Genomic DNA, 14,341 nt, shown 5'->3' with positions numbered 1-14,341 from the left:
TGTACAACATAAGGCAAGGTATGATGCCACCAGGTGGCATGGGCGGCGGCGGTATGGGTGGTATGTTCGGCCGTTAATACACATTTTTTAAAATAAAAATGATGCACTTGTACAACATAAGGCAAGGTATGATGCCACCAGGTGGCATGGGCGGCGGCGGTATGGGTGGTATGTTCGGCCGTTAATACACATTTTTTACATAGTTAATTATTCTATTAAAGGTCGCATTTGCGGCCTTTTTTATTTTTTAGGGTTATGCAGTTAGCTCAGCACGTCGTTGTAAACGTCATCTTCGAAGTCTCTGATCGAAGATCCATTGCTTTTAGAGGCAGGATCTACTATTGACACCACGGGGATGACGAGCCTGAACCATGTGCATAGGCACGTTATTCTATTTAATTCCCTTGCTATAGTTGTTCATCTTTAGCCTTCGTTGCTATAAATCAATAAAAGTAACATTAATTCACATCTTTATGAGATTTATTCGCATTTGTGTTTAGACTTGTGTATTATGCGGGCAATTAAAAAATACAAAATAGCTCGACACTTTAATGGTATGTCTCTCATCGCGAAATACTTTGAGATAACAAGTTAAGGTCGTATTGAGCACAATTGGAGTAGTAATGAAATTTCAAAGAAAAGCACTCGCTATAGCCGTTATGGTAGCAACTTCAGCACTAAGCGCTTGTTCAAGTGACGATATTGAAGAAATAATCAACCTGGCACCTACTGAAATTAAGCTAGAGGCATCTTTTGTTTTACACGATGGTGAAGTAGGAATTGTTGTCGATGAGAATGAAGTAGGTGCGGATATTGCTACTCTAAAAACCATTGACTTAGATATTGAAGAGTCATTTTCATATGTCACTGATAATGAAAATTTTGTTATCAAGGGTGACAAATTAAAGCTTGCTGATGGGTACGTTCTAGATTATGAAAAAGAACAAAAAGTCACATTCAATATCACAGTAACTGATAAAGATAGCAATGAATATACACAGGAAGTAACAATTAACGTAAGAGACTTGTTTGAACATGTCCCTAACTACTACGACTTTGCTAGCAACTTAGGTAACGAAGACGATAAGTATAAAAAATCTAGTGTTTCATACGGCGGTCAAGTTGCGCGTCATGCATTAATTGCTGAACTTAAGCATTACATTGGTAAAGGTGGTTTACAAGCTGATTTAGATAACGGAGATTTACCGTCTAAAGAAGCAGTTATTGCTAAATTAAATACTTATTTTGACGGTAAGAGTGAAGATTGGATCGATGGTGTTTTTCCAATAACCTTTATTGATGCCAAGCAAAAAACCTTTAGTGATATCTCTTCAGGTCATAAAACCTTAAAAGGTAAGGTTGCTGGTAATGATAACTGGGGACAGTCAAAAGATTGGAATGATGGTGACTTTGCTGGTTGGGGCACAAAAGGCACAATTACGCCAACAGGCTTAATCGAGAGTTTCTTTGAGCAGCTTGCTGATAATGCCATGGAAAACCTAGGTGGTGAGCGTTATGCTCCAGGTACTGACACCAAAATTGCTGTTTACGTAAATTATGACGGTACTGATTTAAACCAATTAATTCAAAAATTCTTATTAATGTCTGTGACTTATGCGCAAGGGACAGATGATTATTTAAATGAAAATAAAGGTTTAAAGGCAGATAACATAACTGGTGATAAGGATGGTGATAAAAATTACACCTCATTAGAGCATCAATTTGATGAAGGATTTGGTTACTTTGGCGCAGCACGTGATTATTTAGCTTATAACGACAATGAAATCGCTGGCAAGGTGTCTTCTGATGAAGATGGTCGTAGTGACTGGAATGGTCAACACGACACAAATGCTGATGGTAAGATTGATTTAATGTCAGAGAAAAATTTTGGCAACTCAATAAATGCCGCTAAACGTGACCGTGGTTCAAAAGATAATGCTGCTGCAACTGATTACACTAAGCAAGCGATGGATGCTTTCTTAAGTGGCCGTAAGCTAATTAATGACAATGCCGGTACGGCGTTAACTGAAGCTCAAATGACAGAGCTTTTAGGCTACCGTGACTCTGCCGTTGATGCATGGGAACGAGCAATTGCTGCAACAGTTGTCCATTATATTAATGACTTACATGCTGATTTAGCTAAAGTAGGTACAACTGAGTTCGACTTTGCTACAACGGCTAAGCACTTCTCTGAACTTAAAGGGTTTGCTTTAGGTTTACAGTTTAACCCGTATTCACCAATTACTGATGCACAGTTCAAAGCAATGCATGTGTACTTTAAAGATGCGCCAGTATTAGTTGGTGCCGCTGATGTTACAGCATATCGAGCAGACCTTATTAAGGCGCGTGATATCTTGCAAACAGCATTAAGTTTTGATGCTGAAAATGTCGCGAACTGGTAGACGTTTATTGTTAGCCTAAGGTATTAAAACCAAGGGCTAACACCTTAAAATTTAAATAAAGCTTGAACAGGGATGTTGTTCGAGCTTTGTTGCGTTTAAATACTTAGTAACTTGCATTATGGTGCAAGGGGCAATTCTTGCCCATGTATAAGTAGAGTAAAGGTAAGATAATCATGAAGTATTCCCAAGCACTTTCTTTAGCTCTTTCATTCAATAAGAAGCTTATTTTTGTGGCACTGGCCTCTGTGTTTCTAGTTAGCGCTTGTGGCGAAGGCAATAGCAACTCTAGTGGTGATGGTTTTAGTAGTAGAACCGTTAATGAAGATAGCGACAGTAATACTGGCGCGGGGGGAGATGACAGCAGTAATGGTAGTAATACTGGCACTGGAGGAGATCCCGCTAATGGAACTGATGATAACAACCAGAGTAATGATAGTAGCTTTGATCAAGGTAAGTTAATTGCCAGTATTGTCGATAAGGTAATCACGCCAACTTACCAAGAATTCTCAACGCTAGCAGCTGCCCAGCAACAAGCGATTAACGTTTATTGCCAACAAGAAGAAGCTCTTGCTGACAATAATGGTAGTGACTCATTAGTGAGTGAAGCCAAAGTATTGGCGAAAGACAGCTGGCGTAATGCCATGGATAGCTGGCAACAAGCGGATATGATGCAATTGTCTCCTCTACTTATTGGTGATGGCGCATTACGTAATAATATCTATTCATGGCCAACACAAAATACTTGTGGCGTTGACCTTGATGTTACTTATTTTAAAGCCGGCACTGTAAATGGCCAGCCTTATGATATTGCTACCCGTACCGCTTCACGTAAAAGCATGGTCGCCTTAGAGTATTTACTATTTAATGACAACCTCACTCATAGCTGTACTGGTTCAACAGTGCCAAGCCAATGGAATAACCAAACCGAACAATACCGTAAAGTCGCACGCTGTGAATATGCCAGTGAAGTGGCCAGTGATATTGAACATAATGCTAATGAGCTATTAACTGCTTGGTTAGGCAGTGATGGTCATGGTGGTTATGCCGCTAAGCTTAAGTCAGCTGGTACCCTAGGTAGTGATTTTGCTACCCAGCATGATGCGGTAAATGAATTAAGTGATGCCATATTTTATCTAGATAAGTCGACTAAAGACAGTAAGCTTGCTCAGCCACTTGGCTTATTTGCTAATGAATGTGGTGCCCAAGCTTGCCCTGAATCCGTTGAAGCAAAATACGCAAATCACTCGATAATCAATATCACTAATAACTTACGCGCTTTAAAAATGTTTATGCAGGGTAGCTTAACTGCTGATGAAGTCGATGCCTTAGGTTTTAGCCATTATTTAATTGACGTTGGCGATAAAGCTACTGCGGATATGATTAATGATTTTGTCGCACTTGCTATTGCAGACACTAATAATTATCAAGAATCACTAGCAACAACGTTAGCCAATGATGCTGATAAAGTATTAGTCACCCATGGTGAGGTAAAAAACATTACCGATAAGTTAAAAAGTGATTTTATTACCAGTTTAGCTTTAGAGTTACCTCAAACCGCCGCTGGAGATAATGATTAATGCTTAATAACACTATTAACAACTTTGCTTTTTCTACCACCGCACTTGCGCTCTCCATTGCTTTATCTACTTGTTTAGTACCGGTATCCAAGGCAATAGCCGCTGATGACATTAATGCTAACAATTCTGCAGATAATGCCCAAACAAGCGCGAGTATTACTGGTAATATTGAGGAAATTGCCAAGGAAGTGAATAAGAAAATTGACTTTGTTGAACGTATTCAAATTATTGGCCATGGTAATAAATTAAGAACCGAAGGTGGCTCAGCCACTTTAATTGCTGAAGCAGAATTAGAGAAATTCAAGTTTGATGATATTAATCGGATTTTATATAACGTCCCAGGCGTTAATATTCGTGAAGAAGATGGCTACGGTTTAAGACCTAATATTGGCTTTCGTGGTTCGACCCCTGAGCGTAGTAAAAAGATTACCGTAATGGAAGATAGTATTTTAATTGGTCCAGCGCCTTATTCGGCACCAGCGGCTTATTATTTCCCTATGATGTCTAAAATGACTTCCTTAGAAGTATTCAAAGGTCCTGCGGCAATAAAATATGGCCCCAATACAGTCGCCGGCGCGTTGAATATGACTACTCGCGCAGTACCCGATGAAAGTGAAGGTATGATAGATGTCGCTGCCGGCAGCGATGGTTATACTAAGGTGCATGGCTATTACGGCGATACCTTTGGCGATCTAGGCGTGTTAATTGAAGCGGTTAATATGCAAGCCGATGGTTTTAAAGAGCTTGATGGTGGCGGCTCTACGCTTTATGGCAAGGGCGATGATAATACTGGCTTTGATAAAAACGATATCATGATTAAGTTTCGTTATGACTTAACTACAGGCAGTGTTGACCATACCTTTGGTTTAAAGCTTTCTTATGCCGACGAAAAATCTAATGAAACTTACCTAGGGTTAACCGACGATGATTTTTATGCCAACCCAAATCGTCGCTATGTTGCTAGTGAGCTGGATAATATGGACTGGCAGCATGAGCAAGTACAGTTTACCCACTTTATGCAAACGGATAGCTTTGATATCACCACCCATGTTTACCGCAATAACTTTAAGCGTTCATGGTTTAAAATAAATGGCTTTAAAAAGTTTGATAATCAATATCGTGATTTGCAAGATATCTTAGCTAACCCTGAAGATGATGCCAATACAGGTTTTTATCAAATATTAACGGGCCAAGTTGATAGTATTGAAGAACATGAGAAAATAATTTTAGGTGATAATGCTCGTGAATATTTTTCACAAGGCATTCAAACCGAGCTTTATTTTGAACAAGTGCTGTTTGGCTTAAATCATAAATTTAATGTTGGTGCCCGTTTTCATCAAGATCAAATTGAGCGTAACCACACGACAGATAGTTTTGTTATGCTTGCAGGTCACTTAAATAGTGATGGTGAAGATCAAAAGGATTCAACCATCAACCGTGAAAAAACCGATGCAATAGCCGTCTTTTTTAAAGACACCATCAAATATGATGCCCTTGCTATAACGCTGGGTTTGCGTGGTGAGTTTATCGATTCTACTTATCAAAATCGTATTGTTGGTAAGGAAGATGACTGGCAAAAGAAAAGCTCTCATATCTGGTTACCTAGTTTAAGTCTTTTTTATACGGTAAATGAAAACCTAGGCTTTCTCTTTGGTGTCCATGAAGGTTTTATTCCTACCAGTCCGAAAGAAGGTCCAGAAACTGAAATTGAAAATAGCGTTAACTACGAAATCGGTGGCCGTTTCTATAAAGGCGACCTGCAAGGTGAAGCGGTATTCTTCTATAATGATATGAGTAATTTAAAAGAGAGTTGCTCATTTTCTACCGCATCATCTTGTGGTGATAGTTTAGACAAAGAGTTTAACGGCGGTGAAGTGGATGTTTACGGTTTGGAATTTTCGACCAGTTATACTGCTAAGCTCAGCGAAGGGTTAGATGTACCCATGTCAATTGTTTACACCTACACGGATTCAGAATTTAAAAACACTTTTGTTTCCGGTTTCAGTATGTGGGGTTCAATTACCGAGGGCGATGGTCTACCTTACCTTGCCGAGCATCAGTTAACCCTTAATTTAGGCTTAACGGCGGAGCAGTGGGATATCAATTTTATTGCTCGTTATGTCGGTGAAATGCAGGAGGTGTCTGGTAAGGCAACAACACCAGAAGGAGATCCTGTTGAAAAAATATATTTAGAAGGGGCAACAACAGAAGCTTATGTGGTGGTTGATTTATCTGCCAGTTATTATCTTGGTCAATACGGTAAGGTTTATATTAAAGCGGATAATATTTTTGATAGCCAAGAAATTGTCAGCCGCAGACCTTATGGTGCTAGGCCGAGTAAACCACAAATGCTGTTTGTTGGTTATCAGTATAACTTCTAAAGGTATGCGGCATGTTTTATCGGTATAATTTACCGCTATAAGTTATCGGCATAAAATACGCCACGCGCTATAAGCGTGTGGTATTTTATCTATGCTTTAGGTCTTATGGGTTAAATCAAGGTGGGCTTTGCTGCTTTGATTTATGTTAGCTTTAAGATTCACCCGTCATTTAAAATAAGGTTAGCTGGTTTTGTTAGATTTTTTATCGGTTAATATCGCAGAGCTCAGCCAATATTTTTTTGATGCCAATAAACGTATTTATATTGTTTATTTACTTTCTGCTGTAGCATTAGCTATCCCAGTATATTGGCTTAAATTCTCTCGTTTTTCCCTGCTGCCATTCTTACGCTTTGTTTTTCCAAAATCCATTTATACGCATAAATCGGCACGACAGGATTATGTACTCTTAGTGGTTAACAAGCTGATAAAATCGGCACTTTTTCCACTGGTTGTTATCACCATGGCGCCCATCGCTATTGGTGTTTCATCTGCCATAGAGGCTGTCTTTGGCTATATTGAGCCGATTGCTTTATCTAGCGCTGCAATTATAACTATATTCACGGTATTACTGTTTTTGTTTGATGATTTTACCCGTTTTTTATTACATTATATTTTGCATAAATTTCCCTTGTTATGGGAGTTTCATAAGGTACATCACTCAGCTTTAGTACTAACACCCTTTACCATTTATCGCAGCCATCCCATTGAAAGCTTACTGTACGCCTTTAGAATGACACTAACACAAGGTTTTGTGGTCGGACTCTGTTATTACTTTTTTGGTCCGACATTAAAGATGTACGATATTTTAGGGGCTAACGCATTGGTTTTTTTGTTTAATTTATTTGGCTCAAATTTACGCCATAGCCATATTTGGTTAAGCTGGGGCGATAAAGTGGAAAACTACTTGATAAGCCCAGCTCAACACCAAATACATCACAGTGATAACCCCAAGCACTTTGATAGAAACTTTGGCGCCGCCCTAGCTGTTTGGGACAGACTTTTTTCTTGCCACATTAAAGCCTCACAAGTGGGCAAAATTACTTATGGCATTAGTGTTAATCACAAAGGGCACAACAGTTTGCTGCAAATCTATTTTGAACCTTTCAAAAAGGCGGCTCAAAGCCTCTTACCTAAGCGATAATGAAGCAGGTGATGTTTAACTGCTTGTTAACTATTTTCTTCTAGGCTAGCTATACTTGTTTACCAGTCACATAATTTAGCAGTGTTTATCGCGTTAAACGCTTAGCTAATTAACGTGCTCGGGCGGCAGCAAGCTCATTGTTTACTTAGGTTATTAAACTATGCAGATAAACTCTGCAATTAAACTCTAGGCTTTAGTTATGGACTTTAATTGAGGTACTCGACTATATGGCTAAAAACAATGCTCGTAAAAATATAACTCGTCTACCAACGGGCAAGTCTGAAAATGTCGGCTTTTTTAAACGTTTTGCTTTTGCCTTTGAAAGCGTGTTTATTATCCTTATTACCGCAGGGTCACTTTGGCTAACGCGCTTGCTAGATGTGCCTGAATTTGTCAGACAATTATCTAGTCAGCAACAACATTGGCGATTAGATGAAATCATTACCCTAGCCAGTGTTACCGTGCTTGGCTTATTAATATTATTGACTCGCTATAGCTTATATTTGCGAAAAATAATGCAGCAAAAATTTATTGCCGAAGAAGAAATTAAACGCCTGGCCTTTTTTGATAGCTTAACTAACCTACCTAACCAAGCACTTTGCCACGATCGCTTGCAACATGCTTTATCCCGTGCCGAAAGAAATAGCACGCCAATAGCGGTGTTATTTATTGGCATTCAAGACTTTAAGGCTGTTAATGATAAACAAGGTCATGAGGGGGGCGATAAGTTACTGCAACAGGCCGCTAAGCGTTTATCAAGCGAGTTACGTTCAGGTGACACTTTAGCGAGAATTACCGGGGTGGAGTTCCTTATTATACTTGAATCAATGTCGCCCACCGAGGATATAAACGCTTTTGCAGCTAAGTTAATTGTCAAACTGGCTAAGTGCTACCGGATAGCTATGCAAGAAATGTATATAACCAGTAATATTGGTATTGCTGTCTATCCAAATGATGGCGAGCATAGTAAAGAATTAATTAAACATGCCGATACTGCGATGTGTTTTGCTAAGGAACAGGGCCGTAATAGCTTGGCTTTTTTCTCTAAGGAGCTGCAAGAACAAGTCAATACCAAGAAAAAAATTGCTGAACAATTACTTGATGCCATGGACAAGGAAGAATTCACTTTACACTACCAACCCATAGTATCAACTGCCTCAAATGAAATCATTGCTGTTGAAGCATTATTGCGCTGGCATAATGACTTACTCGGTGATTTGGCCCCCGATGTATTTATTCCTATCGCTGAGGAAATTGGCATTATTACAAAAATTGGTGATTGGGTACTTAACCAAGCTTGTTTACAAAACAAATCTTGGCAGCAACAAGGCTACCCGGGGTTAGTGATAGCCGTTAATATGTCTGTTATGCAATTAAGCATAACGGATCTTTCTAGCACAGTTGCTGATTCGTTAGCGGCTAGTCATTTAGAGCCTCAATATTTAGAATTAGAGTTTACTGAAAATACACTAATGAAAGATGCTAAGCAGTCTATAGTGCAACTGAGGCAATTGAGTACTTTAGGTGTTTCTATCGCCCTTGATGATTTTGGTACCGGTTATTCATCAATAAAATATCTAGCTAAGTTCAAACTTAATAAATTAAAAATAGACGGTATTTTTATAAAAAACATTCCTAAAAGTGCCGCAGATGTTATGGCTACTCGAGCCATTATTGCTTTAGCTCGGCAATTAAAATTACATATAACCGCAGAGGGGGTTGAAACTGCCGAGCAGCGTGAGTTTTTGGCGGTTAGTTGCGTGGACTCTATGCAGGGCTATCATTATAGTCGCCCCGTTGATGCCAAGGCATTTGCACTGCTGTTAAAATCCCCTCCTTGGCTGCAAACTCCCCAAGAGTTAGACTAAGTGTTGAACTAAGGTAGCATCCCTTTTACGTCATATGTTCAAATATATGTAAGCCACTCTTAATGCCTTAGATAAATAAAACTTGTAAAAATCCACTAAAAGCGTAAAATACGCGAGCTTTTCTGTCGCTTGTCGACGGGAAGTGTCTGGAAAATCCGTTTTAACACTTAACATATATAGAGGACGATATGGTTACCATTCGTTTAGCTCGTGGCGGCGCTAAAAAGCGTCCATTCTATCAGGTTGTTGTTGCAGATAGCCGTAATTCTCGCGATGGTCGTTTCATCGAGAGAGTTGGTTTCTTCAACCCAACAGCACAAGGTCAAGCTGAAAAATTACGCTTAGATCTAGACCGTATTACCCATTGGGTAGGTCAAGGTGCTACTTTATCTGATCGTGTGGCTAAGTTAATTAAAGACGCAAAAGCTGCGGCTTAATTGCTTAGTAGGTAGTAGGGGAATTTTGTGAGTAAAGAAGAAAAACAAATCACCTTAGGTAAAATAGGCGCTGTTTATGGCATCAAAGGCTGGTTGAAAATTCATTCATTCACTGGTGAAACCGATGCCATACTTGACTATTTTCCTTGGTCATTAAAATTAGGGAATAAGATACAAACAGTAGAAATTACTGATTGGCGCAAGCATAACAAAGGCCTAATTGTGAAAGTGGCGGGTATTGATGATCGAGATATTGCGCAAGCATTAGTCGGTTCAGAGATACAAACCAGTTCAGCAGCGTTGCCAGAATTATCGCAAGATGATTTTTACTGGCGCGATTTAATAGGTATGTCTGTAGTGACTAACAAAGGTTACGACCTGGGTGTAGTTTCAGACATAATGGAAACTGGCGCTAATGATGTACTGGTTGTGAAAGCTAACTTAAATGATGGTTTTAGTAAAAAAGAGCGGTTAATCCCTTATCTTTTTGAACAAGTTATCGAGTCTGTTAGCCTTGAAAATAAACAAATTTGTGTTGACTGGGATCCAGGTTTTTAACTTGTGACTAGCACTAGCTCTGCTAAAGAGAATAACAAAATGTGGATTGGGGTGATAAGCCTTTTTCCCGAAATGTTTAATGCTATTACTGAGTACGGAGTAACAGGTCGAGCGATTCGTAATGGGCTTATTGACTTTCAGCAATGGAATCCAAGAGACTTTACCCATGATAAACATCGTACCGTTGATGATCGTCCTTATGGCGGTGGTCCGGGCATGTTAATGATGGTGCAACCATTACGCGATGCTATACATGCGGCAAGAGAAGCTGCGCGTAAAGATGCGCTTGAGTCTGGTGATGATGATAGTAATGTCAAAGTCATCTATTTGTCTCCGCAAGGACGAAAGCTTGATCAACAAGGCGTACGTGAATTAGCACAACATAGCCGACTAGTATTTATTGCTGGCCGATATGAAGGCATAGACGAGCGATTAATCGCCTCAGATATTGATGAGGAATGGTCGGTCGGTGATTACATTTTAAGTGGTGGAGAACTCGCCGCTATGACTGTAATTGATGCTGTAGCACGGTTAGTGCCAGGTGTTTTGGGACATAAAGACTCAGCAGAGCAGGATTCCTTCTCTAATGGTTTATTAGATTGTCCTCATTATACTCGGCCTGAGGTAATGACAACTCCTGATGGAGACGTTATGTCAGTACCTAAAGTGTTACTGAGTGGTAATCATGAACATATACGCTTATGGCGACAAGAGCAATCTTTGCTAAGAACGTGGACTAGAAGACCCGAATTATTAACCAACCTAGCTCTGACAGCTGAGCAGGAAAAAGCACTCGCTTTAATTAAAAAACAAGCGAAGCAATCCACTTAGACTGTGCACACTAGGAAGAAGGTATTATGAGTAAAATTTTAGACATGCTCGAACAAGAGCAATTGAAAACTGATCTACCAACATTCGCTCCGGGCGATACTGTTGTAGTTCAAGTAAAAGTTACTGAAGGTGAGAAATCACGTCTTCAAGCATTTGAAGGTGTAATTATTGCTGTTAAGAACCGCGGCTTACATTCTGCTTTTACTGTGCGTAAAATTTCGCACGGTATTGGTGTAGAGCGTGTATTCCAGACACATAGCCCAATTGTTGACTCTATTGAAGTCAAACGCCGCGGTGATGTACGTCAAGCTAAACTTTACTACTTGCGCGAGCTATCTGGCCGTAAAGCACGTATTAAAGAGAAATTGACTAAGAAATAGAAATATTTTTTATACATTTTTCTGTAAAGAAAGTTTGAAAAAAAGCCTGAATAATTCGTTATTCAGGCTTTTTTGTTTTTTAGCCTTACTAACTCCCATTGAACCCTGAACCTTCAGTTGAAGGGTAATCCGCCCATTTTTAATTTTACTAAGCCAGCGCTCAGTGAAGCATAAGTCTGGTTAAGCTAGCAGTGTCCGATGAAACAGCTCTACCGCCATGCCATAAACACGCAGTGCTAGTTGTGGGTCGTAACGTTCACCTTCATCGCGCATAAATGCATGGGAAGCATTAAATTCATGCCATGCAAAAACATTACCCGAAGCTATTAAGTTCTGGTGTATTTTCATACGGGCTTCAGCAGGAATATGCGGGTCTTGCTTACCCCAAATCATTAATAGCTCGGCTTTAATGTCTTTAGTACGCGTTAATGTGTCATTACCCTCATCACTGGGTAAATCGCCTGAATGGATATCAGTAGCATACAAACAAGCCGCGGCTAATATATTGTCATTTAATGCGGCGCGATAGGCTAGGTGGCCACCAATACAAACGCCCATGGTGCCAATCTTGCCGGTGCAATACTCTTGCTGTTGAATAAAACTCACTAAGGCTTGGGTATCGCTATCATGGTGTTCTAAAGGTTTAGCCCACTTGTCTTGATTGCCTTTATCTTTACCGGCATCGTCGTAGCCTAACACAGTACCAATAGGGTTTAATTCATGAAACACCTCGGGTACCAGCACAACAAAGCCGTGTCCAGCCATTAGTGCCGCGGTTCTTGCTATCGGCGCTGTTTGTTGGAATATTTCAGAGTAAAAAATAATAGTGGGGAACTTACCCTGCGCTTGCGGGCGGTAAACATAAGTACGCATAGTGCCTGTTGGGGTCTCTATATCATGGCTGTGCTGTTGAATGATCATTATTACGTTAATGTCCTTGTGTTAAATTTACGCTTAATTGAAGTTAGTTTACCCTTGAGCTACCTTGAAAAATAGCGTTATTCATGGCTTTTTATTTACCAGAGAAATCCGTTTAAACACGTAAGTTATGCCAGTTATCGATTTTTCTATGGCTTGAGAGTTAACGCGGTATAATAAGTAGTCATTATGTTAGTGTCATTACCTAGCGTAATAATTAACTAACCTTAAAAGGATAAATCATGAGTAAGCAGAGAAAATCATTAGCGAAAGCTAGTAAGTGTGAAACTGAGTTGGGCAGAGGGCAAATCAAAGATAATTTTTTGGCGGCGTTAGTCACCTCGAAGCTTTATAAAATGCAGGTAGTTAAAGCGAAAAAAGGTAAAGGTTCGTATCAGCGAAACGCTAAAAATTTAAGACGAGAGCCTTATTTAATAGTGGCTTAAGGTGTTAACACTAGCCATTATCAAATAAGACTTTCCATCTTTAGTATTATACCCATTTCATTAAATTACCTGCCTATGCACTTGGCTCAGGATCGTCATCCCCGTGGTGTATTAATCGGGGATCCAGTGAATAAAGAGCAATGGATCTTCGATCAGAGACTTCGAAGATGACGTTTACAAAGAGTTCCTGAGTACACAACATAGGCATGTTAAATTATTGCTAGCCCTATTAAATAAGACTTTCGTTACTTGGCCGCGTAAATACGACTGAATGATACTAGCTGCGTTTTATTTCAAGCTATTTTTTTAATACGTTAAGCCAATCTTTAGGGCTCAAATAATCCGCCAGTTTAGCTTCTGCGCTTGCTGCTTCGGGCTGATAATTATATTCCCAGCGGGCAAGAGGTGGCATCGACATCAAAATTGATTCTGTTCTTCCGCCGGACTGCAAGCCAAATAAAGTGCCTCTATCAAAGACCAAATTAAACTCGACATAGCGGCCACGGCGATACAGTTGAAATTGACGCTCTTGCTCACCATAAACATCATCTTTACGACGTAGCATAATGGGTACATAGGCATCAATAAAACCTTGACCAACGGCTTTGACATAATCAAAACAAGTGTCAAAATCCCAGTGATTTAAATCATCAAAAAATAGTCCGCCAACACCACGGGTTTCATCTCTATGTTTTAAATAAAAGTATTCATCACACCATTTTTTATGATCGTTATAAACATTATCACCAAAAGGTTGGCATAAATCGAACGCGGTTTGATGCCAATGTTGCACGTCTTCATCTTTTGGATAAAAAGGGGTTAAATCAAAGCCGCCACCAAACCACCAAACAGGCGTTTCACCTTCTTTTTCGGCGACAAAAAAGCGCACATTGGCGTGCGCTGTCGGCATATGAGGATTTTTAGGGTGGATAACTAATGATACGCCACAAGCTTGCCACGTTCTGCCGGCAAGTTCAGGGCGATGCGCGGTAGCCGAGGGAGGTAATTTATCTCCGGAGACTACTGAGAAATTTACCCCGCCTTGCTCAATCACTGTGCCATTGGTCATTACGCGGGTTCTACCACCGCCGCCTTCTTTGCGCTGCCAGTTATCTTCAATAAAGGTGCCAGAGCCATCTGCGGCTGCTATCTCCTGACAAATCCTATCTTGTAAGGTTTTAAAATAAGCGATGACTTGCGTTATATTGGTTTCGTTATTAGTTTTGTTATTAGGTAGGGCTTGATTAGACATTGTTTGCTTCTTTATCAATGAATTATTGTGCATGAGGTAAGGAGGCGTATTGTAGATAATGGCTGTCACGGTGTCAAAGTACTATGTCGCTGTTTTTGTTATCACGGTTTATTGGAATTTCAAGCACTAAGTGATGGCCGTTAAGCTATG

The 14,341-nt window shown here is 39.9% G+C and carries 12 protein-coding genes; 10 read left to right on the top strand and 2 right to left on the bottom strand.

Going from position 1 to position 14,341, the window contains the following annotated elements; genetic code table 11:
- Positions 1–623 precede the first annotated feature (623 nt).
- From CMT41_RS13880 to rplS, 9 genes are all read left to right on the top strand, one after another.
- The gene (locus CMT41_RS13880) at positions 624–2,402 is read left to right on the top strand and encodes a DUF4856 domain-containing protein (RefSeq protein ID WP_058027609.1); all 1,779 of its coding nucleotides are present in this window, start codon (positions 624–626) and stop codon (positions 2,400–2,402) included.
- 173 nt (positions 2,403–2,575) lie between these two features.
- Positions 2,576–3,979, top strand: coding sequence for an imelysin family protein (locus tag CMT41_RS13875; RefSeq protein ID WP_058027608.1), 1,404 nt, complete (start codon positions 2,576–2,578; stop codon positions 3,977–3,979).
- A complete protein-coding gene (locus CMT41_RS13870; protein WP_058027607.1) occupies positions 3,979–6,360 on the top strand; it encodes a TonB-dependent receptor family protein in 2,382 nt (793 codons plus the stop codon). The genes CMT41_RS13875 and CMT41_RS13870 overlap by 1 nt, the downstream gene beginning before the upstream one ends.
- A 190-nt stretch (positions 6,361–6,550) precedes the next feature.
- Positions 6,551–7,501, top strand: a complete 951-nt coding sequence (locus tag CMT41_RS13865) for a sterol desaturase family protein (protein ID WP_083494297.1) — start codon at positions 6,551–6,553, stop codon at positions 7,499–7,501.
- A 227-nt stretch (positions 7,502–7,728) separates the two neighbouring features.
- Complete coding sequence (locus CMT41_RS13860) at positions 7,729–9,369, top strand: putative bifunctional diguanylate cyclase/phosphodiesterase (protein WP_058027605.1); 1,641 nt, start codon at positions 7,729–7,731, stop codon at positions 9,367–9,369.
- Positions 9,370–9,557: 188 nt separating this feature from the next.
- Positions 9,558–9,806: a 30S ribosomal protein S16 gene (gene rpsP, locus CMT41_RS13855; RefSeq protein WP_057181877.1), complete on the top strand. Its 249-nt coding sequence runs from the start codon at positions 9,558–9,560 to the stop codon at positions 9,804–9,806.
- A gap of 27 nt (positions 9,807–9,833) precedes the next feature.
- Positions 9,834–10,364 (top strand): ribosome maturation factor RimM, encoded by a 531-nt coding sequence (rimM, locus tag CMT41_RS13850; protein WP_058027604.1) that lies wholly within the window; start codon positions 9,834–9,836, stop codon positions 10,362–10,364.
- A 39-nt stretch (positions 10,365–10,403) separates the two neighbouring features.
- Positions 10,404–11,195, top strand: a complete 792-nt coding sequence (gene trmD / locus CMT41_RS13845; protein WP_058027603.1) for a tRNA (guanosine(37)-N1)-methyltransferase TrmD — start codon at positions 10,404–10,406, stop codon at positions 11,193–11,195.
- Between the two features lie 26 nt (positions 11,196–11,221).
- Complete coding sequence (gene rplS, locus CMT41_RS13840; protein ID WP_058027602.1) at positions 11,222–11,575, top strand: 50S ribosomal protein L19; 354 nt, start codon at positions 11,222–11,224, stop codon at positions 11,573–11,575.
- A 180-nt stretch (positions 11,576–11,755) separates the two neighbouring features.
- On the opposite strand, the gene CMT41_RS13835 is transcribed toward rplS, so the two are convergent.
- Complete coding sequence (locus CMT41_RS13835) at positions 11,756–12,496, bottom strand: dienelactone hydrolase family protein (protein ID WP_058027601.1); 741 nt, start codon at positions 12,494–12,496, stop codon at positions 11,756–11,758.
- 239 nt (positions 12,497–12,735) lie between these two features.
- On the opposite strand from CMT41_RS13835, the gene CMT41_RS13830 reads away from it, so the two are divergent.
- Positions 12,736–12,939 (top strand): alternative ribosome-rescue factor A, encoded by a 204-nt coding sequence (locus CMT41_RS13830; RefSeq protein WP_058027600.1) that lies wholly within the window; start codon positions 12,736–12,738, stop codon positions 12,937–12,939.
- A 298-nt stretch (positions 12,940–13,237) separates the two neighbouring features.
- On the opposite strand, the gene hemF is transcribed toward CMT41_RS13830, so the two are convergent.
- On the bottom strand, positions 13,238–14,191 hold the full coding sequence (gene hemF / locus CMT41_RS13825) for an oxygen-dependent coproporphyrinogen oxidase (protein ID WP_058027599.1): 954 nt from the start codon (positions 14,189–14,191) through the stop codon (positions 13,238–13,240).
- Between the last annotated feature and the right edge of the window lie 150 nt (positions 14,192–14,341).

The organism is Colwellia sp. MT41 (assembly GCF_001444365.1).
GTDB lineage: Bacteria > Pseudomonadota > Gammaproteobacteria > Enterobacterales > Alteromonadaceae > Colwellia > Colwellia marinimaniae.
Note: the sequence above shows the minus strand (reverse complement) of the source record. Positions and strands in the feature narration are given on the sequence as shown.